The organism is Streptomyces sp. NPDC107575 (assembly GCF_055657265.1).
This window is the reverse complement of record NZ_JBVKBG010000001.1, coordinates 1,361,107-1,384,884: the sequence shown is the minus strand read 5'-3', so window position 1 is coordinate 1,384,884 and position 23,778 is coordinate 1,361,107. Positions and strand designations below refer to the sequence as shown.

General features: G+C 72.8%; 21 protein-coding genes. 8 read left to right on the top strand and 13 right to left on the bottom strand.

The window, feature by feature from the left end; translation table 11 throughout:
* Window positions 1-86: 86 nt before the first annotated feature.
* The 3 genes from ACZ7L4_RS06490 to ACZ7L4_RS06480 all read left to right on the top strand — a co-directional run bounded on the left by ACZ7L4_RS06490 (window position 87) and on the right by ACZ7L4_RS06480 (window position 5,548).
* The gene (locus ACZ7L4_RS06490) at window positions 87-1,571 is read left to right on the top strand and encodes an NAD-dependent succinate-semialdehyde dehydrogenase (RefSeq protein ID WP_472100201.1); all 1,485 of its coding nucleotides are present in this window, start codon (window positions 87-89) and stop codon (window positions 1,569-1,571) included.
* Between the two features lie 68 nt (window positions 1,572-1,639).
* The gene (locus tag ACZ7L4_RS06485; RefSeq protein WP_399230020.1) at window positions 1,640-2,161 is read left to right on the top strand and encodes a DUF3830 family protein; all 522 of its coding nucleotides are present in this window, start codon (window positions 1,640-1,642) and stop codon (window positions 2,159-2,161) included.
* Between the two features lie 267 nt (window positions 2,162-2,428).
* Window positions 2,429-5,548 carry an amidohydrolase family protein gene (locus tag ACZ7L4_RS06480; protein ID WP_472100200.1) on the top strand — a complete coding sequence of 1,040 codons (3,120 nt, stop codon included), beginning with the start codon at window positions 2,429-2,431 and terminating at the stop codon, window positions 5,546-5,548.
* 7 nt (window positions 5,549-5,555) lie between these two features.
* Here the strand turns inward: ACZ7L4_RS06480 and ACZ7L4_RS06475 are convergent, their stop codons facing one another.
* The 4 genes from ACZ7L4_RS06475 to ACZ7L4_RS06460 all read right to left on the bottom strand — a co-directional run bounded on the left by ACZ7L4_RS06475 (window position 5,556) and on the right by ACZ7L4_RS06460 (window position 8,830).
* Window positions 5,556-6,071, bottom strand: a complete 516-nt coding sequence (locus ACZ7L4_RS06475; RefSeq protein WP_472100198.1) for a putative immunity protein — start codon at window positions 6,069-6,071, stop codon at window positions 5,556-5,558.
* Window positions 6,068-6,289, bottom strand: a complete 222-nt coding sequence (locus tag ACZ7L4_RS06470; protein WP_472100413.1) for an SH3 domain-containing protein — start codon at window positions 6,287-6,289, stop codon at window positions 6,068-6,070. Before ACZ7L4_RS06470 ends, ACZ7L4_RS06475 begins: the two co-directional genes overlap by 4 nt.
* A 64-nt stretch (window positions 6,290-6,353) precedes the next feature.
* The gene (locus ACZ7L4_RS06465) at window positions 6,354-7,826 is read right to left on the bottom strand and encodes an amidase (protein WP_472100197.1); all 1,473 of its coding nucleotides are present in this window, start codon (window positions 7,824-7,826) and stop codon (window positions 6,354-6,356) included.
* Window positions 7,823-8,830 carry a D-2-hydroxyacid dehydrogenase gene (locus tag ACZ7L4_RS06460; RefSeq protein ID WP_472100196.1) on the bottom strand — a complete coding sequence of 336 codons (1,008 nt, stop codon included), beginning with the start codon at window positions 8,828-8,830 and terminating at the stop codon, window positions 7,823-7,825. Before ACZ7L4_RS06460 ends, ACZ7L4_RS06465 begins: the two co-directional genes overlap by 4 nt.
* A 369-nt stretch (window positions 8,831-9,199) precedes the next feature.
* Between ACZ7L4_RS06460 and ACZ7L4_RS06455 the strand changes: the two genes are divergently transcribed.
* From ACZ7L4_RS06455 to ACZ7L4_RS06435, 5 genes are all read left to right on the top strand, one after another.
* Window positions 9,200-10,102, top strand: a complete 903-nt coding sequence (locus ACZ7L4_RS06455; protein ID WP_472100194.1) for a maleate cis-trans isomerase family protein — start codon at window positions 9,200-9,202, stop codon at window positions 10,100-10,102.
* Between the two features lie 119 nt (window positions 10,103-10,221).
* Window positions 10,222-10,983, top strand: a complete 762-nt coding sequence (locus ACZ7L4_RS06450; protein WP_472100412.1) for a maleate cis-trans isomerase family protein — start codon at window positions 10,222-10,224, stop codon at window positions 10,981-10,983.
* Window positions 10,984-11,019: 36 nt separating this feature from the next.
* Window positions 11,020-11,718, top strand: a complete 699-nt coding sequence (locus ACZ7L4_RS06445) for a GntR family transcriptional regulator (protein WP_472100193.1) — start codon at window positions 11,020-11,022, stop codon at window positions 11,716-11,718.
* A gap of 281 nt (window positions 11,719-11,999) precedes the next feature.
* A complete protein-coding gene (locus tag ACZ7L4_RS06440; protein WP_472100411.1) occupies window positions 12,000-14,276 on the top strand; it encodes a DHA2 family efflux MFS transporter permease subunit in 2,277 nt (758 codons plus the stop codon).
* Window positions 14,277-14,467: 191 nt separating this feature from the next.
* Window positions 14,468-15,427, top strand: coding sequence for an Lrp/AsnC family transcriptional regulator (locus tag ACZ7L4_RS06435; RefSeq protein ID WP_472100192.1), 960 nt, complete (start codon window positions 14,468-14,470; stop codon window positions 15,425-15,427).
* Here the strand turns inward: ACZ7L4_RS06435 and ACZ7L4_RS06430 are convergent.
* From ACZ7L4_RS06430 to ACZ7L4_RS06390, 9 genes are all read right to left on the bottom strand, one after another.
* Complete coding sequence (locus ACZ7L4_RS06430; protein ID WP_472100191.1) at window positions 15,405-16,682, bottom strand: MFS transporter; 1,278 nt, start codon at window positions 16,680-16,682, stop codon at window positions 15,405-15,407. The genes ACZ7L4_RS06435 and ACZ7L4_RS06430 overlap by 23 nt on opposite strands.
* A gap of 35 nt (window positions 16,683-16,717) precedes the next feature.
* Window positions 16,718-17,374: a GntR family transcriptional regulator gene (locus ACZ7L4_RS06425; RefSeq protein ID WP_472100190.1), complete on the bottom strand. Its 657-nt coding sequence runs from the start codon at window positions 17,372-17,374 to the stop codon at window positions 16,718-16,720.
* Window positions 17,375-17,432: 58 nt separating this feature from the next.
* The gene (locus tag ACZ7L4_RS06420) at window positions 17,433-18,080 is read right to left on the bottom strand and encodes an HhH-GDP family DNA glycosylase (RefSeq protein WP_472100189.1); all 648 of its coding nucleotides are present in this window, start codon (window positions 18,078-18,080) and stop codon (window positions 17,433-17,435) included.
* Window positions 18,081-18,082: 2 nt separating this feature from the next.
* Window positions 18,083-19,087: a non-homologous end-joining DNA ligase gene (gene ligD, locus ACZ7L4_RS06415; protein WP_472100188.1), complete on the bottom strand. Its 1,005-nt coding sequence runs from the start codon at window positions 19,085-19,087 to the stop codon at window positions 18,083-18,085.
* Entirely contained in the window at window positions 19,084-19,698 is a 615-nt protein-coding gene (locus tag ACZ7L4_RS06410) for a DNA polymerase ligase N-terminal domain-containing protein (RefSeq protein WP_472100186.1), read from the bottom strand. The genes ligD and ACZ7L4_RS06410 overlap by 4 nt, the downstream gene beginning before the upstream one ends.
* 85 nt (window positions 19,699-19,783) lie before the next feature.
* A complete protein-coding gene (locus tag ACZ7L4_RS06405) occupies window positions 19,784-20,500 on the bottom strand; it encodes an MIP family channel protein (protein WP_450809381.1) in 717 nt (238 codons plus the stop codon).
* A gap of 116 nt (window positions 20,501-20,616) precedes the next feature.
* Complete coding sequence (locus ACZ7L4_RS06400) at window positions 20,617-21,174, bottom strand: TetR/AcrR family transcriptional regulator (protein WP_450809380.1); 558 nt, start codon at window positions 21,172-21,174, stop codon at window positions 20,617-20,619.
* Window positions 21,171-22,682 carry an MFS transporter gene (locus ACZ7L4_RS06395; protein WP_472100184.1) on the bottom strand — a complete coding sequence of 504 codons (1,512 nt, stop codon included), beginning with the start codon at window positions 22,680-22,682 and terminating at the stop codon, window positions 21,171-21,173. The genes ACZ7L4_RS06400 and ACZ7L4_RS06395 overlap by 4 nt, the downstream gene beginning before the upstream one ends.
* A gap of 59 nt (window positions 22,683-22,741) precedes the next feature.
* Entirely contained in the window at window positions 22,742-23,761 is a 1,020-nt protein-coding gene (locus ACZ7L4_RS06390; RefSeq protein ID WP_472100410.1) for a sensor histidine kinase, read from the bottom strand.
* Between the last annotated feature and the right edge of the window lie 17 nt (window positions 23,762-23,778).

The window sequence follows — 23,778 nt, the reverse complement described above, 5'->3', positions numbered from 1 at the left end:
CAACAACCTACACTCATGCAAGCATGCAATTCCGCGGCTGTCCACGAGTGAGCCGGGCCGGGAGTTCCAAAACCACGGGAGTCGAAGTGAGTGCAGTGACCGAACAGCAGACAGACCGCGAGCGGGCCGTCGTCGCGTCCGTGCCCGACGGACTGTTCATCGGCGGCAGCTGGCGCCCGGCGGCCTCCGGCGCGACCTTCGGCGTCGAGGACCCCTCGGTCGCCCGTGAGCTGCGCACCGTGGCCGACGCAGGCGCCGAGGACGCGCGCGCCGCGGCCGAGGCGGCGGGCGCCGCGCAGGAGTCCTGGGCGGCCACCGCACCCCGTGAGCGCAGTGAGATCCTGCGCCGCGCGTTCGAGCTGATCATGCAGCGCCAGGACGAGCTGGCCCTCCTGATGACCCTCGAAATGGGCAAGCCGCTCGCGGAGGCGCGCGGCGAGGTGGCGTACGCCGCCGAGTTCTTCCGCTGGTTCGCCGAGGAGGCCGTCCGGATCGAGGGCGGCTACCAGGCCTCCCCCGACGGCAAGGACCGCTTCGTCGTGATGAAGCGCCCGGTGGGACCGGTCCTGCTGATCACGCCGTGGAACTTCCCGCTCGCCATGGGCACCCGCAAGATCGGCCCGGCGATCGCGGCCGGCTGCACCATGATCATCAAGCCCGCCGAGCAGACGCCGCTGACGATGCTGAAGCTCGCCGAGATCATGACCGAGGCGGGCGTGCCCGCGGGTGTCCTGAACGTGCTCACGACGTCCCGCCCCGGCGAGGTCGTCGAGCCGCTGCTGCGCGGCGGGACCATCCGCAAGCTGTCGTTCACGGGGTCGACGGCGGTGGGCCGCCTGCTCATCGAGCAGAGCGCTCAGCACGTGCTGCGGGTGTCGCTGGAGCTGGGTGGCAACGCGCCGTTCATCGTGTGCGAGGACGCCGACCTGGACAAGGCCGTCGAGGGCGCGATGGCCGCGAAGATGCGCAACATCGGCGAGGCGTGCACGGCCGCGAACCGCCTGTACGTGCACGAGTCGGTGGCCGCCGAGTTCGCCGAGAAGCTCTCCGCCCGGATGGCCGCGCTCGCGGTCGGCCGCGGCACCGAGGACGGCGTCACGGTCGGCCCGCTGATCGACGAGGACGGCCGCGGCAAGGTCGAGGAGCTGGTCGCCGACGCCGTCGAGCGCGGAGCGAAGGTCCTCACCGGCGGCGAGCGCGCGGAGGGCGAGGGCTACTTCTACACCCCGACCGTCCTCACCGGCGTCTCCCCCGACTCCGCCCTGATGAGCCAGGAGATCTTCGGCCCGGTCGCCCCGATCCTGACCTTCACGGACGAGGACGAGGTCGTCGCCGCGGCCAACGACACGGAGTACGGCCTGGTCTCCTACCTGTTCACGGAGAACCTGGAGCGCGCGTTCCGGCTGTCCGAGCGCCTGGAGACCGGCATGGTCGGCCTCAACAAGGGCGTCGTCTCCAACCCCGCGGCCCCCTTCGGCGGCGTGAAGGCCTCGGGCCTCGGCCGTGAGGGCGGCCGGGTCGGCATCGACGAATTCCTGGAGACGCGCTACCTGGCGATGCCGCTCGGCTGACAGGCGGGCACCAACCGACCTACCGTCCACATACGTTGATCACCGATCAGACCGGAGCGACGACACCCATGGACCGTTTCATCGAGGTCTCCCTGCCCAAGCGCGGCGTCACCGCCACCGCGAAGCTGCTCGACGACCGCGCCCCGATCACCTGCGAGGCGATCTGGAACGCCCTGCCGCTGGGCAGCGACGTCTACCACGCGAAGTACGCGCGCAACGAGATCTACACGCTCGTGCCCGCCTTCGCCCCGCAGGAGCCCCCGCTGGAGAATCCGACGATCACACCGATCCCCGGCGACCTGTGCTACTTCACGTTCTCCAACACCCAGATGAGCACGGCCTCCTACGGCTACGAGGCCGCTGCCGAACAGCAGGGCAACCAGGCGGCGCACGCGGAGCGCGACATCGTCGTCGACCTCGCCCTCTTCTACGAGCGCAACAACCTTCTGATCAACGGCGACCAGGGCTGGGTCCCCGGCATCGTCTGGGGCACGATCACCGAGGGCCTCGACCGTCTCGCGGAGGCCTGCCAGGACCTGTGGCGGGCGGGGGCTGTCGGCGAGTCGCTGCAGTTCAAGCGGGCGGAGTGAACCAGTAGGTTGAGCGACGAGGGGCGGGCCGGTTCTCCGGCCCGCCCCTCGTTCGTGCATGGCGCCGTATTGTGCCGCAGTCGTCCCGGCGGAGCAGCCGGACTTCCGCCCGGCGGAAGGGTTTTCGGGGCCGGGCCCGCCGGTGGGTCGGTCCGGCGTGCCAGCGCATTACTTTCACGTCACATCCACTGCCTGTGCGGATGCGGTGACGCGCGGTGTACGTAGCCTCCCGTCAACTGTTGCTGATCTTCGGGAGGTTGGTCGACCGTGGCTCTCACACGCCGTACTTTCGTCAAGCGGAGCGGCCTCGTCGCCGCCGGGACCGCGTTCGCCGGGGCGGGCGGCTCGGTCGTGGCAGCGCCGGGTGCGGCGGCCGCGGGGAGGCGCGCGGCGGTCACGGTGACCGGGATGACCAATGGCTCCGCCGCGCTCTCGCCCGACGGCCGCACCGTCGTGTTCGACCTGCTCAATACGTTGTGGACGGTGCCGGCCGAGGGCGGTGACGCCGAGCGGCTCATCAGTGACGCGCTGGAGGCCGTCGAGCCGGACTACTCGCCCGATGGCCGGCACATCGTGTTCTCCGCCTACACCGGCGGCACCTTCCAGCTGTGGGTCGTCGGCTCCGACGGCCGCGGGCTGCGCCGACTCACCGACGGCGACGACGACCACCGCGAACCCCGTTGGTCCCCCGACGGCACGCGGATCGCCTGCGCCGTCGAGACCGGCAGCCGCTACGCCGTGCACGTACTGTCCGCCGACGGTGGCGAGCGCCGGGTGTGGACGGAGAGCAACGCGCAGGAGGCGCAGCCGGCGTGGGCGCCCGACGGCGAGGCCATCGTGTTCACCTCCGGCACCGGCAGCGCGCCGCAGTCGATCGAGCGGGTCGGGTCCGACGGCGCCCGCAAGGTCCTCGCGAAGGTGGACTCCGGCTTCGTCGCCGGTCCTTCCCTCTCCCCCGACGGCAAGCGGCTCGCCTACGTGCATCTGACCAGCGACGGAACCGCCGTGGTCGTGGACGGCGACGTGGTGTCGCGCTCGGACGAGGACGTCTTCCCGCTGCCGGTCCGCTGGATCGGCGCGGACGAGCTGCTCTACACCGCGGACGGGAGGATCCGCCGCCGCGCGCTCGGCACGAAGGGGCCGAAGGACATCCCGTTCACGGCCTCCGTGCAAGTGCCCGCCGTCGAGGAGCGCCCCGCGCCCAGGGACTTCGACTCCACCGCCGCCCGGCCCGTGCGCGGTGTCGTGGGGCCCGAACTCTCCCCGGACGGCAAGCGCGTGGTGTTCGCCGCGCTCGGCGACATCTGGGTGATGCGGCGCGGCGGCCGGCCCGAGGCCGTGGTCTCCGACGGACGCCACAACACCTCGCCCACCTGGTCGCCCGACGGCGACTCCGTCGTGTACGTCAGCGACCGCTCCGGTACCCAGGAGCTGTGGCGGTGCACCCTCGCCGACGGTGCCACCCGCCGCCTGACCGACGTGGGCGGCGCGACCCTGCCTGCGGTCAGCCACGACGGTGCGGCCGTCGCCTTCGTCGCCGACGCGAGCGTGCACACCCTCGACGTGAAGAGCGGCGCCGTCCGCAAGGTCGTCGGGCCGCTCAACTCGCCCGGCCGCCCCTCCTTCACCGCCGACGGCAGCCGGGTGTCGGTGGCGGCGCTCGCGCCGGTCACCGCGCGCTTCCGCGAGGGCTACAACCGGGTCCTCACCGTCGAACTGGCCACCGGCGAGGCGCGGTACAGCGACCCGGTGCCCGGTTCCTCGCTGGCCAACCGGGAGTACGCGGGCCCGGTGTACTCCCGGGACGGAAAGCACCTGGCCTGCGTCGTCGACGGCACGCTGCGCGTGGTGCCGGTGGACGCGGCCGGGCTGCCCGCGGGCAAGGCCCGCACGGTGAACGGCGAGAGCGCCGACTTCCCGTCCTTCAGCGGCGATTCGCGTGCGCTGCTGTACCTGTCCGCGGGCCGACTGCGGATCGCGGACGCGCGCGGCGGACGCGGCGCCGCGGTGCCCCTGGACCTGACGTGGCGTCCGGCGAGGCCGACCGGGCGCACGGTGGTGCGCGTCGGCGCGCTGTGGGACGGCACCGGCTCCCGGCTCCGCCACGACGTCGAGATCGTCCTCGACGGGGACCGCATCGCCGCGATCGAGAAGTCCGGCACGACGGCGGTGCGCGCCGGGGACAAGGTCGTGAAGGCCGGCGGGCTGACCGCGATTCCCGGCATGATCGCCGCGCACGAGCACGGGCCGTGGCAGCTCGACGCGACGTCCCGGCTGTGGCTGGCGTTCGGCATCACCTCGCTGCGCTCGCCGGGCAGCGGCCACTACCACCTGGTGGAGGCGAAGGAGGCCGTGGAGTCCGGGCGGCGGGTGGGGCCGCGCGTCTTCACCGCCGGTGAACTGATCGACGGATCGCGGGTGTACTACTCCTCCGCCCGGCCCGTGACCGACCGCGAGCAGCTGCGGCGCGAGCTGGACAAGCACGAGGTGCTCGGGCACGACCTGGTGAAGACGTACGTCAGGCTGCCCTACGCCCTGCAGGCGGAGGCCGTCGCGGGCGCCCACCGGATCGGCCTGCCCGCCACCTCGCACTACCTGTTCGGCCCGCTGGCGCTCGGGGCCGACGGCGTCGAGCACTTGGGAGGCACCAGCCGCTACGGCCGCCGCCAGAAGGAGACCCACCTCGGACACTCCTACGACGACGTCACGGCCCCGCTGATCGCGTCCGGCATGCCGATCACCCCGACGCTCGGCCTCTCCGGGCTCGGCCTGTCGAGCGTGCGGGCGGCGCTGTACCGGTTCGCGGGGTGGGCCCTGGACGACCCGCGCCTGAAGGCGCTGCTGCCCTCGGCGTCGTACGACGAGTTCCGCGACGGCGTACGGGCCGCGCAGGCCGAGGAGCCCACGGCCGAACTCGGGTTCGTCGCCCGGCACGGTGAGACCGTGCGGCGTCTGATCGAGGGCGGGGCGCACGTCCATGTCGGCACGGACAGTCCCCTGGTGCCCCCGGCGGTCTACTACCACCTCAATGTACAGGCCATGGTCCGGTACGGGGTCTCCCCGGCCGACGCGCTGCGTTCGGCGACCGCGGAGGGCGCCCGCACGCTCGGGGTGACGGAGCATCTGGGCACGATCGAGGCGGGCAAGTTGGCCGACCTGGTGCTGGTGGAGGGCGATCCGCTGAAGGACGTCACGGCCGCGGCGGCGGTCCGCTCGGTGGTCACCGGGGGCGTGGTGCACGACGTGTCCGACCTGGTCGCGGCGGAGGCTTCGGCGACCCCGTCGGCGGCGCCGCGGAGTGCCTCCGCCGAGGACGTGCCACAGAGCCCCGTTCTCGAGCGGTACTGGTGGCACCGGCCGGAGCACGCGGTGCACGGCTGCTGCTGATGCGCCGTCAGCAGTCGAAGACCGACCAGCAGATGTCGTTGCGCAGCCGCTGATCGTCCAGGACGAGTGCGCGAATGGCGCGGGGCAGCCGGTCCCGCTGCCAGCGGCACTCGTCCCGGCCGGCGGCCTCTGCCTCGGCCTTCGGCGCCGCCTCCCGGACCGCCCTGATCGCGTACGCCGCGGCGCCCAGCTCGTGCGCGGCGACGTGCGCGACCACGGCGGCCTGCCCCGCCGCGAACGCCGCGTGCCGGGCCGGTCCCGTGAGCACCCGCGCCGCCGCCATCGCGTGGCCGCCCGCCGCACGGGAGTCGGACATCCTGATCTCGCCGCGCGTCCACACCCGGACCTGCTCGATGGCCTCACGGGGACGCGGATCGGCCGGCTCCACCGCCTCGAACAGCGGCAGCACGTGCTCGGCGCAGTCGGCCGCCCACAGGGCCAGAAGGTGATGGTCGTCGTCGGTGAGCGTCCCGCCGCGGCGCAGCGTGATGAACCGGGGGTCGCGGATCGTGGGCGGGATCACGGGGCAACATTACGGCGACCCTCGGCAGGACCGGCAAGTGCCCTGTGGGGCACCCACCCCGCACGCCCCTCGGCGTTCTCGCACCAGCTCCACCCCGACGCGGGATCGTCCTCGACCACGGCCAGTTCGTCGCCGGCGGTCACGGACAGCTCTTGCGCGTTGTAGGCGTGCAGAACCGCCGCCGTCGGGCGGTTCTCGTCCAGGTACCGCTCCGGCACCCACCCGGACCCGGCCTCCGTCGTGACGAACACAAAGGCCGGCCAGGTGGTGTCGCGCTCCCCCTCAGCCGACCGGCGCCGTGCCCACCACCCCGGAGCCGCGCAGCGCGGCGTGCAGGACCGCCGACGCGCGCAGCACCAGCTCGTCGCCGTGGCGCGCGGCGACCAGCTGCGCGCCCACGGGCAGGCCCGCGCTGGTGACGCCACAGGGCACCGTGGAGGCGGGCTGCTGCGTGAGGTTGAAGGGGTACGTGAACGGGGTCCAGCCCGTCCAGCGCTTGTGGCCGCTGCCGGCCGGCACCTCGACGCCCGCCTCGAACGCCGGGATGGGCACCGCCGGCGTCAGCAGCAGGTCGTACGTCTCGTGGAAGCGCCCCATGCGCACGCCGAGCGCCATGCGCGTGTCGACGGCGCTCAGGTAGTCGAGCGCGCTCTTCGCGGCGCCCTCGCGGCACGCCTCCTGGAGCCCGGCGTCCAGCTGGGCGAACTGCTCGGCGCCCAGGTGTTCGACGACCTTCGCGGCCCCGGAGAACCACAGCGTGTGGTACGCCTCCACGGGGTCGCTGAAACCGGGGTCGGCCTCCTCGACGTCCGCCCCGAGGTCGGCCAGGAGCCGGGCGACGGCGGCGACGCGCTCGGCGACCTGCGGGTCCACGGGGGCGCCCGCGAGGGTCGGGGCGTAGGCGATGCGCAGTCCGCGCAGGGAGCCGTCGGCGAGGGCCTCGGTGACGGCTCCGCGGTAGCCGCGCAGCGGCGCGTCGAGGGCCGACCAGTCGCGGCTGTCGAAGCCGGTGACGGCGTCCATGAGGAGGGCCGCGTCCTCCACGGTGCGGGTCATGGGGCCCGCGTGGGCGAGCGTGCCGAAGGGGCTGGCCGGGTAGAGCGGGATCCGCCCGTACGTGGGCTTCATGCCGAAGATGCCGCAGAACGCGGCGGGGATCCGCACCGAGCCGCCGCCGTCCGTGCCGATGGACAGCGGGGCCATGCCCGCCGCGACGGCCGACGCGCTGCCGCCGGACGAGCCGCCCGCGGTGGTCGACGGGTCCCACGGGTTGCGGGTGACACCGGTCAGCGGGTTGTCGGTGACGCCCTTCCAGCCGAACTCCGGCGTCGTCGTCTTGCCGACGAACACGGCGCCGTGTTCCCGCATCCGGGCGACGCACGGCGCGTCCTCGTCCCAGTCGCGGTCGGCCGGGATGGTCAGTGAGCCGCGCAGCGTGGGGTGGCCCTTGGTCAGCATCAGGTCCTTGATGGACGTCGGCACGCCGTCGAGGAGGCCGAGGGGCTCGCCGCGCCGCCGCCGCTCCTCGCTCGCCCTCGCCTGCGAGAGCGCCTCGTCCCGGTCGACCAGGCAGAACGCGTTGAGCCCGCCGTCGACGGCCTCGATGCGGTCGAGCACGGAGAGCGTGGCCTCGACCGGGGACAGGTCGCCGCTCTCGTAGGCTGCGAGGAGTTCGGTGGCGGTCAGCGCGTAGGGCTCCTGGGGAGCCGGGGTGCTCGCGTCGGGCGTGGCGGTCGCGTCGGTGGTGCTGGTCATCGGGAGCCCTCCTCTGCTGCGGCCCGCGGGGCGTCCGCGACCGGTACGTAACCCAGTTCCTTGTCCACGACGTTGCGCAACGGGCGGCCCGCCCGCCACCGCGCGAAGTTGTCGGCGAAGACCTCGGCGAGGTCGTCGAGCCAGGTGTCGGTGTCGGCCGACATGTGCGGGGAGACCAGCAGGTTCGGGGCGTCCCACAGCGGGTTGTCGGCGGGCAGCGGCTCCTCGCGGAACACGTCGAGCGCCGCGCCACCCAGTTGGCCCTCCTCCAGGGCGGCGAGGAGGTCCTTCTCGACGACCATCGGGCCGCGCCCCACGTTGATGAAGCGGGCGCCGCGCTTCATGCGGGCGAAGGTGGCCTCGTCGAACAGGTCCTGCGTCTGCTCGGTGAGCGGCGCCGCGCAGACCACCCAGTCGGCGCGGGCGAGCAGGGCGTCGAGCTCGTCGAAGGCGTGCACCGTGCCGACCTCGGGGTCGCCCTCCCTGCGGGTGCGTCCGACCAGCTCGGTGTCGATGCCGAGGGCGCGCAGGGTGCGGACGACGGCGCGGCCGATGGGTCCGCCGCCGAGCACGACGGCGCGCGTTCCCCAGACGCGCTGGGTGACGCGGTGCCGCCAGACGTGGTCGCGCTGGCGGTCGTAGGTGCCGGCGAAGTCCTTCGCGAGGGCGATGATCTGGCCCGCGACGTACTCGGCGATGGGCTGTTCGAAGACGCCGCGCGAGTTCGTCAGGATCGCTTCGGAGTCGCGCAGGGCGGGGAACATCAGCCGGTCGACTCCGGCGCTCGCGGTGTGCACCCAGCGCGGGCCGCCCCGTTCGGGCCAGGCGCCGGGCAGCGCCTCGGTGCCGAACTCCCACACCAACAGCGCGTCGGCGTGCGGGAGTTCGGCGGCGAGCCGGTCCTCGGGGATGCAGACGAGCTCGGCGTGGGCGGCCACCTCCTCCAGGCCGTTCGGCCGGTGGTCGGCGAGCACCAGAACGCGGGATTTCTCGGTCTTCGGCACGGCGGTCCTTCGGGTCGCGCGAGAAATTCGGCGACGGTTGGAGCGGACGGTATGCGAGGTGCGGTACGAGGGTTGACCATGGAGGGACGAAGCCCCGCGAGGGCTGGGGAAGGGCCATCCCCTGGGCTGATTTCCCCGGCTCTTTACCGAGGCTTTCACCACGACGAACGAGCCGCCCCGCGTAGGGGATTGACACGCTAAGCAGCCGATCTTTACGTTGTCAACAATCTACAGGCGAACCGCGGGCCTACTCTGCTACCCAAGGGTCGCTCGGCAAAACAACTCCCCTCCGCACCACCTGCCATCACACGTCCACCTCAGGCGTACGGACCGCGGCTCGTACGCGTGCAGCCACGAAGGGGCCCTGCATTGGACATCACGACCTTCGGCGGACCCGTCCCGCAGCTCGGCATCGGCGTAGTCGCCCCGTTCGACTTCGCGCTCGATCGCGAGCTGTGGCGCTGGACCCCCGAGGAGATCTCCCTCCACCTGACCCGCACCCCGTACGTTCCCGTGGAGGTCAGCGTGGACATGGCTCGCTTGATCAGCGAGCACGAGACCCTGCACAACGCCGTCATGGCGCTCGACGCGGTACGCCCCGCGTCCTTCGCGTACGCCTGCACATCCGGCAGCTTCGTCGGCGGCACCGCGCACGAACGCGCGATGTGCGTCTCCATGAGCGGAGCCGGCCGCGGCGTGCCGTCCGTGACCACGTCCGGGGCGCTGCTCGAGGCCCTCGGCGAGCTGGGCGCGCGCCGGGTCAGCGTCATCACGCCGTACACGGCGTCCCTGACGGACTCGCTCGCCGACTTCCTGGGCGAGGCGGACGTGGACGTGGTCGGGCGCCAGTACATGGGCCTGACCGGGGAGATCTGGAAGGTCGGCTACCGCAACGTCGTGGAACTGGCCCGCTCGGCCGATCTGACGCACGCGGACTGCCTCTTCATCAGCTGCACCAACCTGGCCACGTACGACGTGATCCCGCAGCTGGAGGCGGAGCTGAGGATCCCGGTGATCTCCGCGAACCAGGTCACGATGTGGTCCGCGCTGCGGCACGCGGGCGCCCGCGCGGCGGGTGACTACCAGTCGCTGATCGACCCGGCGGCCCGCGCGGCGCTCGCGCCCTATCAAGGGCGGGGCATCGCTCCCCCGCCGTCCGCCGCCGCGGCGGCCGTCGTGCGGGAGGCCGCCGACTGGGAGCAGATCGCCGCGCCCGAGGCGACCGCGGCCGCTCCCCCGGACGAACCGGCCGCGGACCTCGACCTCGGCTGAGCAGGCCCCTGAGCAGCGCCACACCGTGGCGCTCCCGCTCTTCACACTGTCAACAATCTACATTTGACCGGATCCCCGGTACACTGCCTGCACGAAAGGACGTCAGACGTATGAGCGAGATGACCACCCGAGTCGGGTTCCTGTACCCCGGTTACTCCGCAGAGGACGACTACCCGCGCCTCGAGCGGATGATCGGCGGCGGCGCCCGGCTCACGCTCGTCCACACGGACATCGGCGTGGACGCGCACCGGGTGGACGACCTCCTCGAGATGGGGTCCACGCACCGTCTCAAGGCGGCGCTCGGTGAGCTGCTCGCCCAGCCGCAGGACGTGGTGATCTGGGCGTGCACCAGCGCCAGCTTCATCTTCGGCCCCGAGGGCGCCCGCAAGCAGGTCGCCGAGCTCGCGGAGGCGGCGGGCCTTCCGGTCGAGCGGGCCTCCTCGACGTCCTTCGCGTTCGCGCACGCCGTCCAGGCGCTCGGGGTGCGCCGCCTGGCGATCGCCGCGACGTACCCGGACGACGTGGCGGGCTACTTCGTCCGGTTCCTCGAGCACCACGGCGCCGAGGTCGTCTCGGTGTCGGGGCAGGGCATCATCACCGCCGCCGAGGTCGGCACGCTGGGCCGCGAGCAGGTCATCGAGCTGGCGCGGGAGAACGACCACCCGGACGCCGAGGCGATCCTGCTGCCGGACACGGCGCTGCACAGCGCCGCCTGGCTCGACGACCTGGAGGAGGCCGTCGGCAAGCCCGTCCTGACGGCCAACCAGGTCACCGCCTGGGAGGGCCTGCGGCTCGCGGGCGACGAGACGCCCCGCGAGGGTCTCGGCTCGCTGTTCCGGCTCTCCCGTACTCCCCATTCCCCGACACCCGCGACCGCCTGAGGCGGCGGCCGCGCCGATCAGAGGACCGAACTGAATATGGCCACTGCGAAGACACTGCGACCGGTCAAGCGTGAACCCGCGGCGACCGTCATCGCCGCCCAGCTCACCGAAGCGATCATGGACGGCACCCTGGCGCCCGGTACCCAGCTGGGCGAGGCCGAGCTGGCCGGCCAGCTCGGCGTGAGCCGGGGCCCGCTGCGCGAGGCGCTGCAACGCCTCGTGCAGCAGGGCATCGCCGTCAGCGCACCGCATCGCGGCGTCTTCGTGACCCGGCTCGACGAGGACGACGTGCGCGACATCTATCTGGCGCGCACGGCCATGGAGTCCGCGGCCTGCCGCCTCGTGCTGCAGCAGGACCCGCAGGCCACGGCGGACCATCTGGAGAAGGCGCACCGGCGGATGGAGTCGGCGGCGCGGCGTGGCAACGACGCGGCGCTGAGCGCCGCCGACATGGACTTCCACCAGGTGCTCGTCGCGGAGTCCGGCAGCCCGCGCCTGCAGCGCATCGCGCAGACCCTGTTCGTGGAGACGCGGATGTGCCTGTCGGTCCTCACCGACGACCACCCCGACCCGGACGCGCTGGTCGAGGAGCACGCGGAGCTGATCGAGGCGATGCGCGCGGAGGACGAGGAGCGCCTCCTCACGCTCCTCGACGCGCACATGCAGGACGCCGTCAACCGGCTCACCGGCGGGGCCGTGCAGGCGGCGGCCGAGCCGGACGCGGTGGCGGGCTGACCGCAGCACCACATGCGAGGAGGGCCCCGGCGACGTGTCGCCGGGGCCCTCCTCGTGTACGCGTGCATGCCCGGCCGCCTGTCGGAAATCCGTGAATCCGGGCACCCCCGCATCGGTTTTCCGGGGTTCGGCGACCCTGGCTGGCCTCGATGCCGCCCGAGGACGGAGGGTGCTCCAGGTCGGAAAGTCGAGCGCGGCGCACTGCGTCGCAGGAGAGGGTCTTCGTGAACGTGGCGACAACGGCGAACGGAACACAGGAGCGGCGGGCCGTCACCCTCGTCATGGCCTGTGTCGGGGTGTTCGTCGCCTATCTGCCGGTGACCTCCGTGTCGGTGAGTCTGCCGGCGATCCAGCGCGCGCTGGGCGCGTCGACGTCCGAGCTGTCCTGGGTGTCCGACGCGTTCGTCCTGCCGATGGCGGCGCTCATCCTGACGGCGGGCGTGTTCGGCGATGTGCACGGGCGCAAGAAGGTGTTCCAGGCGGGCCTGGCGTTCACCGCCGTCGGCGCCGCGACGGCGCTGTGCGCGCAGTCGGTCGAGGTGGTGTGGATCGGCCAGGCGCTGGCCGGGATCGGCGCGGCGGCCCTGCTGCCGACGACGCTGGCGATGATCAGCCAGGCGGTGCCGGACCCGCGTGAACGCGGCAAGTTCGTCGGCCTGTGGGCCTCGTCCCTGATGGGCGCGCTCGCGGTCGGCCCGCTGATCTCGGGCGTGATCCTGGCGCACCAGGAGTGGCGCTGGATCTATCTGCCGTCCATACCCGTGGCGCTGCTCGCCATGGCGGTCGCCGCCCGCCTGGTGACGGACTCCCGCGCCCCGCACGCCCGGGCGCTCGACTGGCCGGGGCAGATCACCGCCACGGTCGCGATCACGGCGCTCGTGTACGGGGTGATCGAGGGCGGCGCCGGGTCCTTCACGGACACCCGTGTGCTGGTGGCTCTCGGGCTCGCCGTGGTCGGCCTGATCGCCTTCGTTGTCTTCGAGCGGCGCAGCGCCAGTCCGATGCTCGACCTGAAGCTCTTCCGCAGCGCGGGGTTCAGCGCGACGAGCCTGATCGCGATGATCACCTTCATGGGGCTCATCGGCTTCTTCTTCGTGCTGAGCCTCTACTTCGGGATGGTGCAGCAGCTCGACACCCTCGACGCCGGGTACCGGCTGCTGATGGTGACCGGGGTGTGCTTCTTCGTCGGGCCGCTGGCCGGGCGTGTGATGCACCGGATCTCTCCGCGCGTGCTGATCAGCGTCGGTCTGCTGTGCGCGGCGGGCGCGCTGTTCTCGCTGACGTCGCTGACCGCCGACACCTCGTTCGGCCCGATGGCCTGGCGCCTCGCCCTGCTGGGGCTCGGCATGGGGCTCGTCGTCACCCCGATGACGGCGACGGCCGTGTCGTCCGTGCCGCACCACCTGGCGGGCATGGCCGCGGCGGGCAACAACGCGCTGCGGCAGGTGGGCGGCGCGCTCGGTCCCGCGATCCTCGGCGCGCTCCTCACGTCGAAGTCGACGGGGGCGCTGGGCGAGCACCTGGCCGACGCCGGGGTCACCGGGTCCGCGGCGGAGCGGATCGTCGGTGCGGCCGAGGCGCAGGGGCTCGGGGCGGTCGCCCAGCTGGACCTCGGGGCGCAGCGGGGGCGGGCGCTCGGCGCGCTGTCCGAGTCGTTCCTCGACGGGATGCAGCTGTGCCTGATCGTGGCCGGTTCGCTGGCGGTGCTCGCGGCCCTTGTCGGCGCGGTGTTCCTGCGGCGCCCGAAGCCTGCGGCCCCCGCTCCTGAGCCGGTCGAAGCGGTGGACACCGCTGGGCCCGCCCTGTCCGGCACCGTCCGCGACGCCGCGGGCGCCGGCCTCGCGGGTGCCGTGCTCACCCTCATCTCGCCCACGGGCCGGCAGCTCGCGCGCGCCGTCGCCGGAGCGGAAGGGCACTACCGCCTGGGCGTTCCCGGTCCCGGCGCCCACGTGCTGATCACGACGGCGGACGGCCACCACCCGCACGCGACGAACCTCGTCCTCGCCGACCGGCCGACCGAGCACGACATCGTGCTCTCCGGCGCGGGCAGCATGACCGGCAAGGTCGTCGGCGCGGACGACGACCTCCCCGTCGCGCACGCCGTCGTCACGGTGACGGACGCCCGCGGCGACGTCCTGGCCACCGGCGTCACCGACGCCTCGGGGAGCTACGTCTTCGGGGACATCACCGAGGGCGAGATCACGATCTCCGTGACCGCCGAAGGGTTCCGGCCCACCGCGATCGCCGCGCGGGCCTCCGCGTCCGCCACCGTCCAGCCGGACATCGCGCTGCGGCCCGGCGTCCGCCTCGAAGGCCGGATCCGTACGAAGGCGGAGCTGCGGCCGCTGTCGGACGCGCGCGTGACGCTCCTGGACGCGGCCGGGAACGTGGTGGGTACCTCGACCACCGGCTCGGACGGCGCGTACGCCTTCGGTGATCTGGACGCGGGCGAGTACTCGCTGGTCGCCAGCGGCTACCCGGCCTCGACGCGGACGGTGTCCGTGAACGGCCGGGCGGTGGAGGCCCTCGACCTGGACCTGGCACACCCGCAGGGCTGAGGGAAGGCAAGGGCGACGAGCCCGGGACCGCGTCAGGAGGCGGTCCCGGGCTCACGCGTTTCGCGAGGGTGCGGCTGCGTTCGCGCAGGTGTCGCGGATCTCGGGAAGGTGCCGCCGCCCGCCTCCCCTCCCAGCTCCTTTACGATCACGCGTAGGCCCATACGTCACGACACCGCCCACCGGAGCCGCACGTGCTCGACGCACTCGACCTGCAGTTGCTGCAGGCGCTGCAGCTCGACGGGCGGGCCCCGTTCAGCCGGATCGCGGCCGTCCTCGGCGTCTCCGACCAGACCGTCGCCCGGCGCTTTCGCCGGCTGCGCCAGAGCGTGGGCCTGCGGGTCATCGGTGTCACCGACGAGGCGCTGCTCGGGCGCAGCAGCTGGCTGGTCCGGCTGCGCTGCGCCCCGGACGGCGCGGAGCAGCTGGCGGGGGCGCTCGCGCGGCGGCCCGACACGTCGTACGTGGGGCTGCTCTCCGGCGGCACGGAAGTGCTGTGCTCGATCAAGCCGCGCGGCGGCCAGGAGGACGAGCTGCTCCTGGCCCGGCTCCAGCGCACGCCCCTCGTCACCTCCGCGACCGCGCAGTGCGTGCTGCACCCCTTCTACGGCGGTCCGGTCGGCTGGCTCAACAAGATCAACGCGCTGGACGCGGAGCAGGAGGCGGCGCTGCGGGCGCCGGCCGCCGAACCGTCGGCTCCCCCGCCGGTCCCCGACGAGGTCGACGAGACGCTCCTCGCGCTGCTCCGCCGGGACGGCCGGGTGGCGCTCACCGAGCTCCAGGCGGCCACCGGCCAGTCGGAGTCGGTCGTCAAGCGCCGCCTGGACCGGCTGCGGGCGAGCGGCGTCCTCTACTTCGACGTGCAGCACACCCACGAACTGCTCGGCCGCTCGGTCATGGCGGCGCTGTGGCTCACCGTCACCCCCTCCGCGCTCGCCTCCGTGGGCGAGTCGCTCGCCGGGCACCCGGAGGTGCGGTTCGCGGCGGCGGTGACCGGGACGGCCGGGGTGTTCGCCGCGACGGTGCACCGCGACACCCGCGAGCTGTACACGTACGTGAGCGAGGGCATCGGAGCGCTCTCCGGCGTGCGGTCCGTGGAGAGCGCCCTGTTCGTGCGCCAGGTCAAGCAGCTCACGTACGAGCCGGGGCGCTGACCTCCCGCGTGGTGTGCCCGCCGACGGTGACCAGCACGAGGCAGCCGAGGGCGACGAGGGCGATCCCGGCGAGCATCACCGAGTAGGGCAGCCAGGCCGACAGCGTCGCGAGGACGGTGGGCAGCAGGAACCCGGCGTAGGCGAGCGTGTAGTAGATGCCGGTCAGGCCCGCGAGGTCGTCGGGGCCCGCCATCCGCTGGATCTCCAGGAGTCCGGAGACGACGGCGATGCCGTATCCGGCGCCGAGCGCGACGGCGGCGGCCCCCGCCAGCCAGGGCGACAGGACGGCGGCGTTGACGGCGCACAGCACCGTGCCGAGCAGCATGACGGACATGGCCGCGACCGGCGCCCGCCCGCCGCTCGAACCCTTGCGGCCGTCGAGCCACTTGGCCAGTGGCTGCACGGCGGCGCCGGTGCCCAGGGTCAGCACCGTGAGCGCGGTCGCGTAGGCGAGGCCCCAGTGCCCGACCTTGTTGTCGACGAGTTGGGGCATGACCGCGTAGGCGAGTCCGGCGGCGCCGAACACCCACGGCGCCATCGGGAGGACCACCCAGCGGAAGCGGCGCCGGGCGGGCGCGGGGATCCGCAGGTCCGCGGCGAGTGCGCGGAGCAGCTCCCGGAGCGAGCCCGCCGCGCCGCGCACCGCGCTCCGTGTCTCGGGGATGCGCAGCAGGAGCACGGGGACCGCGGCGGTGAGCGCGATGTGGACGACGTACGGCGTGATCATCGGCCAGGGGCCCCACTGGGCCAGGGCGCCGGCGACGCCCGCACCGAGGCCGAAGCCGGCGGTCTGGCACAGGGAGGCGCGGCGTGCGGCGGCGCCGGCGTCCGCCCCGGTCGAGAGTTCCTTGACCCAGCTGCTGCCGACCGCCATGGCGATGCCGACGGCGACGCCGGTCATCAGACGGCCCACGTAGATGGGCCAGGCGCTGTGTTCGCCGAAGCACAGGACGAGGCTCGCGAGGATGGAGGCGACGGTCCCGGCGATCATCACCGGTCGTCGTCCGCGCCGGTCGGATATCGGCCCGGCGAGCAGCAGGCCGGGGACCAGGCCGACGACGTAGGCGCCGAGGAAGGCGTCGACGCTGAGCGTCGAATAGCCGCCCAGCTCGCGGTACATGAGCAGGAGCGGCGTGAACTGGTTGCCGCCCCAGCCGCAGACGAACATCGCCGCGGCGACGGTCCGCCACTGGCCGGGCCGGACGAGAGCGGCCGCCGGGTCGGCGGGCTGCTTGGTGGTGTGCGTGTCGAGCATCGTGAGGGCAGGGCACTTTCAGGGGTGGGGGTTGTTCAGTGCTGGGGGCCGTGCGTCGCGGCGAGGTGGGCGCGCAGGGCTTCCGCGAACGCGGCGCCGTCCCGGGCTCCGAGGTGGTCGAGCAGCGCCTCGTGCTCGTCGGCGAGGCCGGGCAGCCGCTCGGGGCGGTGGCCGAGCGCGGAGACGCTCATGCGGCGCTGCCGGTCGCCGAGGGTCTCGTAGAAGCGGGCGGCGATCGCGTTCCCCGAGGCCTCGACGACGCCCCGGTGAAAGGCCTCGTCGGCGACGGCGAAGGCACGTACGTCTCCTTCGGTCGCCAACTCCCGCTGCCGACCGATCAGTTCACGCAGCCGCTCCTCGTCCTCGGCGGCGAGCCCGGCGCGCGCGATGCGTTCGGCGGCGGACTGCTCGACGGCCTGCCGCATCTCCAGCACGTCCGCCGCTTCCCCCGGCGGTACGGGCACGACGACGGCGCCGCGCTTGGGATGCAGCGTCAGCAGCTCCTCGGACTCGAGCCGCAGGAACGCCTCCCGCACGGGGGTCCGGCTCACCTGCACGCGCTCGGCGATCTCCCCCTCGCTGATGAGACTGCCACCGGGCAGCTCACCGGTGAGGATCAGCTCCTTGGTGACGGCGTAGACCGTGGTGGCCGCCGACGTCGGTTTCGTCTGGTGTGGCTGGGTCCGGGGCATGCCTGGACCCTAGCAGGCATAGATACAAGCTTGTATCTATGCCCCCCGCTCCCCTGATTCAGGCCGCCCGCTCCAGGCAGTCCTCCACCACATGCTTGTCGAGCGCCGCCCGCACCAGCGCCGCCGACAGTTCGGCCCGCGGGGTGTCGCCCGCGAGGCGGGTCAGGGTGGTGGGGTTCTTCGGGAGGCCGAGGCGTTCCGCGCCCTGGAGGGTCTTGGCGTCGAGCACCGGGGCGTACTCCGGCCAGATGTCCTGGACCTCGCGCAGGAAGATGCTCGCTCCGGTGGGGCCGAGGCCGGGGGTTTCGCGCAGGAGGGCGCGGATCCTCTTCTCGTCGCCGTCGGCCTCCTCGCGCATCGTGCGCAGGTCTCCGCCCCAGCGGTCCAGCAGCAGTTCTGCGCCCTCGCCGAGTTGGGTGGCGGTGCGTTCGTCGTAGCGCCGGTAGCCGCCCTCCCCCAGTGCGTCGACGCGCTGCTGCCAGGTCGCGTCGGCCATGCGGCGCGGGTCGCGCAGGCCCGCGTCGTACAGGGCGCGGGTCGTGGCCACCGCGACCGAGGCGCGGATGCGGGCGCTGAGCAGGCTCGCGAGGACGAGTGTGCGGTAGAGGGGTTTTGGGGTGTTCTTGAGGCGGATGCCCGCCTCGGCCGCGTAGGTCCTGCCCTCGGTGGCGAGGAGTTCGCGCAGCACCTTCTGGTCGCTTGCCATGGTTACGTGTGCTCCCTGACGACGTCGGTCGGGTCCTTGTCGTCCCGCAGTCCCTGGTAGCGGGGGTGGCGCAGCATGCCGTCACGGGTCCATTCGGAGAACTCGATCTGTGCGACGAGGCGTGGCCGCGCCCAGTGCGCGGTGCGTTCGGCGACGCGGTCGGTGAACGGCGAGCGGGGCTGCTGGAGTTCGTCGAGCTGTTCGCGCAGGGCGAGGAGGGTGCGGCGGTCGAAGCCGGTGCCGACCTTGCCCGCGTAGCGCAGCCGGTCGCCCTCGTAGTAGCCGATCAGTAGCGCCCCGATGCCCTCTCTGCTGCCGGTGGGCTCGGTGAAGCCGCCGACGACGAACTCCTGGCCGTGGGCGCACTTCAGCTTCAGCCAGTCGCCGGAGCGGCGCGGCTGGTACGTGCTGTCGGCCCGCTTGGCGATGAGTCCCTCCCAGCCGCGCTTGCAGGCGTCGGCGAGGAGTTCGGCGCCGCCCTCGTTGCGGTGGGTGCTGAAGCGGAGGGGGTCGGTGAAGGTGAGCGCCTTGCGGAGCAGGGACTTGCGGGTGCGCAGGGGAAGGCGGCGGACATCCGTGCCGTCGACGCGCAGCAGGTCGAAGACGTAGTACTTCACCGCTACGTCGCTGGCCGCGACGTCCCGGGGTCTGGTCAGTCCCATGCGCTGCTGGAGGCGGGAGAAGTCGGTGCGGCCGTGCGCGTACGCGACGATCTCGCCGTCGACGGTGAAGTCCGCGGCGTCCTGCGCGTCGAGGGCCTCGACGATCTCGGGGTACGTGGCGTCGAGGCGGCGCCCGGAGCGGGAGCGGATCGTGGTGCGGCCGTTCTCGCGGACGGCGAGGACGCGGATGCCGTCCAGCTTCCGTTCGAAGATCCAGCCCTTCGCGAACTCGCGGCGGTCGCTGAGCGTCGCCAGCATCGGGGAGGCGGCGAGTTCCACGCCAGGCGCCGCGTCGCGGACGCGTTTCTCCAGTTCGGGCGGGAGGGTGTCGAGGAGTCCTGTCATGTGTCGTCGCCGCCCTCGGCCTCCTCGGCGACCTGGCGCAGGGTGCGGCCGCTGCGGGCCGAGCGGGCGCGGCGGGGGTCGGGGGTGCCGCCGCTGCCGCCGGATCCCTCGCGGACGAGGAGCCAGGTGGGTTTGTCCTCGCGGCCCTTGAAGCGGGTGAGCGCGTAGCGGCCGCGCAGCTTCTCGCCGTGCAGGTCGAACGTGGCGTGACCGTTCTCCAGCGCCTCGTCGAACGGCACGGGCCGCTTCTTCCTGTCGTGAGCGGCCGGGCTGTAGGTGCCCTGGTCCCAGACGATGACGGTGCCGCCGCCGTACTCGTCGTGCGGGATCACCCCCTCGAAGTCGCGGTAGTCGAGGGGGTGGTCCTCGGTGGGGAGGGCGAGCCGTTTGTCGTGGGGATCGGTGGAGGGCCCCTTCGGGATCGACCAGGACTTGAGGACGCCGTCGACCTCGAGGCGGAAGTCGAAGTGCATGGTGCTCGCGTCGTGGATCTGGACCACGAACACCGGTTCGTCGTTGTCCCTGTCCGTGCCCTGTTCGCCGGACGGCTCTTCGGTCGCGTCGAAGTTCCGTTTGCCGCGATAGGTGCTCAGCCGGTCCTTCCCGCTCACGGCCGCTCCCTTCGGTCGGGGCCGTTCCTGTTCCGGGGCGGCCGGGTACCCGTGATCGTCACGGGCACACGGCCGCCGTGGCCGTTCAGGCCGCGGACGCCTCGTCGGCGATGGTGCGCTCCTCGCCGGAGGGGTGGGTGAGCTGGTGGACCAGTGCGGCGATGACGCCGCCGACCAGGGGCGCCACGATGAACAGCCAGAGCTGGGACAGCGCGTCGCCGCCGGCGAAGATCGCCGGGCCGAGGCTGCGCGCCGGGTTGACCGACGTGCCCGTGAGCGGGATGCCGACCAGGTGGATCACGGCGAGGGCGATGCCGATGGGCAGTCCGTCGAAGCCGACCACGGCCACGCGGTGGGTCACGGCGAGCACCACGAACACGAGAAGGAAGGTGAGGACGACCTCGGCGAGGAACGCGCCGCCGACGTTGATGTGCACGTCGGAGCGGTCGCCATAGCCGTTGGAGCCGAACGCCCCCTTCGTCTGGAGACCCGGCACCTGCTTGGCGAGCAGGAACAGCAGGGCGGCGCCGACGATGCCGCCGACGAACTGGGCGATCCAGTAGCGGACGGCGGTCGCCACGTCGATGCGGCGGGCGCAGAGCATGCCCAGCGTCACGGCCGGGTTGACGTGGCAGCCGGAGATCGGGCCGAGGGCGTACGCCAGGGCGAGCAGCGTGAAGCCGAAGGCGAGGGCGATGCCGAGGGTGCCGATGAACTGGGCTCCCAGGACCGCTGATCCGACGGCGAAGAACACCAGCAGCAACGTGCCGAGGAATTCCGAAACGAGAGCTCTCGTCTGCATCTCCTGCATCTCCACCACCTCGAAAGTACGGTCAGTTACTTGCGAGGCTCACGTACCTTGCCGGTCGGCGCAGAGCGAGGCGGTTTGAATACCGCCGTACGGGTGAAAGGTGCGGGTCAGTCGCTGCCCCACGCCTCCAGGAGTACGTCGACGACGGCGTCGAGGTCGGCGTCCGCCAGGTCGTCGAAGGCGCCGGAGTGCCGGGCGAGGAGCACGCCGGCGACCGAGGCGACCAGGACGTCGGCGCGCAGCCCGGGCCGGTCGCGGCCCTCGCGGGTGAAGCGGGCGCGCAGGGGTTCGACGAGCCGGGCCTGGAGGGCGGCGCGGGCGGCGTCCTGCGCGGCCTGGTCGCTGGAGGACTGCACGGCGACACGCAGCAGTGGCACGGGGCCGCGCCGCTCCGCGCGTGCGGCGACCTCGCGCAGGCGGGGCCCGGTGAGGAGGTCGTCCGGCACGGTGTCGCCGTGTTCGGCGTGCAGCACCTCCACGTAGAGCAGGGCCTTGCTGCCGAAGTAGCGGGAGATGAGGGCGGCGTCGACGCCGGCGCGTTCGCCGATCTCGCGGATGGTGGTGCGGTCGTAGCCGCGCTCGGAGAACAGTTCGGTCGCCGCCCGCAGCAGCGCCTCGCGGCTGCGGGCGCTGTTGCGGCGCCGGTCGGGGGCCTCGCCGGTCATGTGCGGCTCGGTTCGGTGCGGGCCTCGGCGGGACCGCCCGCCGCGACGAGCGAGGGACGCGGGCGGGCGCCGCCCCGGGTGAGGGCGACGGCGATGACGCCCGTCGCGAGGAACGCGGCGCAGCCGACGAGTCCCGCGTTGCGGTAGCCGTCGTCGGTGGGGAGGGCCGCGCCGAGCGGGGTGGAGGCCTGGAGGACGACGGCGCTGAGCGCGCTGCCGGTCGAGTAGCCGATGTACTTCACGACCTGATTGAAACTCATCGCGCTGCCGGTCTCCGCCGCGGGCACGCCGCCGACGATGAGGCCGGGCGTGACGGCGAACGTGACACCGACACCGAGTCCGGCGAGCGCCATCATCGCGCCGATGCCCCACAGGCTGGAGCGGGCGAGCAGGAAGCAGACGAGCGAGCCGAGCGAGAGCAGGCAGCCGAGCGGCAGCATCCGGGCGGGCGTCGCGGCGCGGCCCATCGCCCGTACCAGGCGCCCTGTGACGAGGCTGGCCGCGGAGAACGGCACGAGCAGCAGGCCGGTCACGACGATGGAGGCGCCGAAGCCGTAGCCGCCGGACTCGGGGGTCTGCACGTACCGGGTCACCAGGGAAATCAGCAGATACGTGCCGACGCCGCCGACCATGGTGGTCAGGTTGGCGACCAGGACGCCGCGGTCCTTGACGAGGCGGACGCGTACGAGGGGGTGCGTGGAGCGCAGCGAGTGGGCGATCCATCCGGCGAGGAGCACCACCGCCGCGACCGCGAGGGCCAGCAGGCGTGCGGAGAGCCAGCCCCACCGCTCCCCCTCGGCGAGCGCGAGGAGCAGGGCCGCCATGCCGCCCGCGAGCAGCAGCGCGCCGGGCACGTCCATCGGGGTGCTCGGCCGGTGCGGGGGCTTGGGCACCACGATCAGCGCGGCGAGGAACGCGGCGGCCGCCGTGCCGAGCGCGAACCAGAATCCGGCGTACATGCCGAGGTACTCGGCGAAGAGCCCGGTGATCGGGTAGCCGAGGCCGATGCCCGCCGCGGTGGTCAGCGACAGCGTCGTCACCGCGCCGCGTGCCTTGTGGGGCGGCAGCGCGTCGCGCGCGGTGGCGATGGCCAGCGGGACCAGGCCCATGCCGACGCCCTGCAGCGCCCGGCCGACCAGGAGGCAGGCGAATCCGACCGGCAGCGCCGCGAGCAGGCTGCCGACAAAGACGGCGGCGAGCCCGCCGAGGATGACGCGCTTTCGGTGCGGACCGTCGCCGAGGCGTCCCATGACGGGGGTCGCGATGGCGCCGACCAGCATCGTGACCGTCAGTGCCCACTGCGCGGTGGAGACGGCGACATGGTCCTCGGCGGCGATGGTGGGGATCAGCGGCGCGCCGAGGCTGCTGACGACGGCCACCAGCATCCCGAGGCTGACCAGGACCGGCACGAGCGCGCGGGGGTGGCGGAGCGGCGGAGCGGTGCTGGGCGCGGGCACTGATACGGAGGGCTGCAAGGTCTTCCCGTTCATGTCATCAAGCGATGTCATCGCATGATGACACGGTGACCTGCACTTCTCTGCCCTCGAAGGGCCTTCGGTGGCCGACCTCACATGCCGGTGACCGGGAGTTCCACGGTGACGCGCAGCCCGCCGGAGGGGCGCGGAGAGAGGGTGAGGGTGCCGTCGTGGGCACGGGTGATGGACTGGACGATGGCGAGGCCCAGGCCGACACCCTGGTGGTCGGCGCGGACCCGCTCGGTGCCGCGCTGGAAGGGTTCGGTGAGGGTGGCGACCAGGTCCGGGGACAGCGTGTCGCCCGTGTTCTCGACCGTGAGCACCGCCGTGCCGGGGCGGACGCCGGTGGTGATCCGCACGGTGCCCCGCTCGGGCAGGTTGTGGACGATCGCGTTGTGCACGAGGTTCGTGGCCAGTTGCAGCAGGAGGGGCTGTGATCCGGACGCGCGGGCGATGTCGCCGCGGGTTTCGAGGGTGACGCCGCTCTTCTCCGCCAGCGGGAGGAGCGTTTCGACGGCCTCCTCCGCCAGGAGGGAGAGGTCGACGTCCTCGCGGGTGAAGGCGCGCTGTTCGGCGCGGCTGAGCAGGAGCAGCGCCTCGGTGAGGTCGATCGCCCGGGTGTTGACGGCGCTGAGCCGGTCGACGAGTTCCTCGGTGTCGCGGTCGGGGTCTGCGCGGGCCACGTCGAGGAGCGACTTCGAGACGGCGAGCGGGGTGCGCAGCTCGTGGGAGGCGTTGGCGGCGAAGCGGCGCTGCTCGGCGACGTGCGCTTCGAGCCGCGTGAGCATGGTGTCGAAGGCGTCGGCGAGTTCACGGAACTCGTCCTGACGGCCGGGCAGCCGGATGCGGTGGGAGAGCGCCCCGGTCGCGGCCGTGCGGGTGGCGTCGGTGATGCGGTTCAAGGGGGCGAGCATGCGGCCGGCGAGGAGCCATCCTCCCAGGAGGCCGAACACCAGGAGGAACACCATGACCCCGGCGGCCAGCGGGGCGAACCCGCGCACGAAGGTGGTGCCCGGAGTCGCTCGCCAGGCTCCCTGCTCATTGGTCTGCAGCCACCCCTCTCGGACGAAGAAGAACCCCACGGCGGCGAGCAGCAGGCCACCGGCGAGCATGAGGAATCCGGCGTAGC

Bases quoted from the DNA above. Each gene is read 5' to 3' on its own strand.
- ACZ7L4_RS06465 (WP_472100197.1), bottom strand. From the start codon at position 7,826: ATGACCAGCACCACCGACGCGACCGCCACGCCCGACGCGAGCACCCCG.
- ligD (WP_472100188.1), bottom strand. From the start codon at position 19,087: ATGACAGGACTCCTCGACACCCTCCCGCCCGAACTGGAGAAACGCGTC.
- ACZ7L4_RS06485 (WP_399230020.1), top strand. From the start codon at position 1,640: ATGGACCGTTTCATCGAGGTCTCCCTGCCCAAGCGCGGCGTCACCGCC.
- ACZ7L4_RS06440 (WP_472100411.1), top strand. From the start codon at position 12,000: ATGGCCTGTGTCGGGGTGTTCGTCGCCTATCTGCCGGTGACCTCCGTG.
- ACZ7L4_RS06450 (WP_472100412.1), top strand. From the start codon at position 10,222: ATGACCACCCGAGTCGGGTTCCTGTACCCCGGTTACTCCGCAGAGGAC.
- ACZ7L4_RS06430 (WP_472100191.1), bottom strand. From the start codon at position 16,682: ATGCTCGACACGCACACCACCAAGCAGCCCGCCGACCCGGCGGCCGCT.
- ACZ7L4_RS06425 (WP_472100190.1), bottom strand. From the start codon at position 17,374: ATGCCCCGGACCCAGCCACACCAGACGAAACCGACGTCGGCGGCCACC.
- ACZ7L4_RS06405 (WP_450809381.1), bottom strand. From the start codon at position 20,500: ATGCAGACGAGAGCTCTCGTTTCGGAATTCCTCGGCACGTTGCTGCTG.
- ACZ7L4_RS06420 (WP_472100189.1), bottom strand. From the start codon at position 18,080: ATGGCAAGCGACCAGAAGGTGCTGCGCGAACTCCTCGCCACCGAGGGC.
- ACZ7L4_RS06400 (WP_450809380.1), bottom strand. From the start codon at position 21,174: ATGACCGGCGAGGCCCCCGACCGGCGCCGCAACAGCGCCCGCAGCCGC.
- ACZ7L4_RS06445 (WP_472100193.1), top strand. From the start codon at position 11,020: ATGGCCACTGCGAAGACACTGCGACCGGTCAAGCGTGAACCCGCGGCG.
- ACZ7L4_RS06390 (WP_472100410.1), bottom strand. From the start codon at position 23,761: ATGCTCGCCGGTGGCCTGCTGCTCGCCGCCGTGGGGTTCTTCTTCGTC.
- ACZ7L4_RS06395 (WP_472100184.1), bottom strand. From the start codon at position 22,682: ATGACATCGCTTGATGACATGAACGGGAAGACCTTGCAGCCCTCCGTA.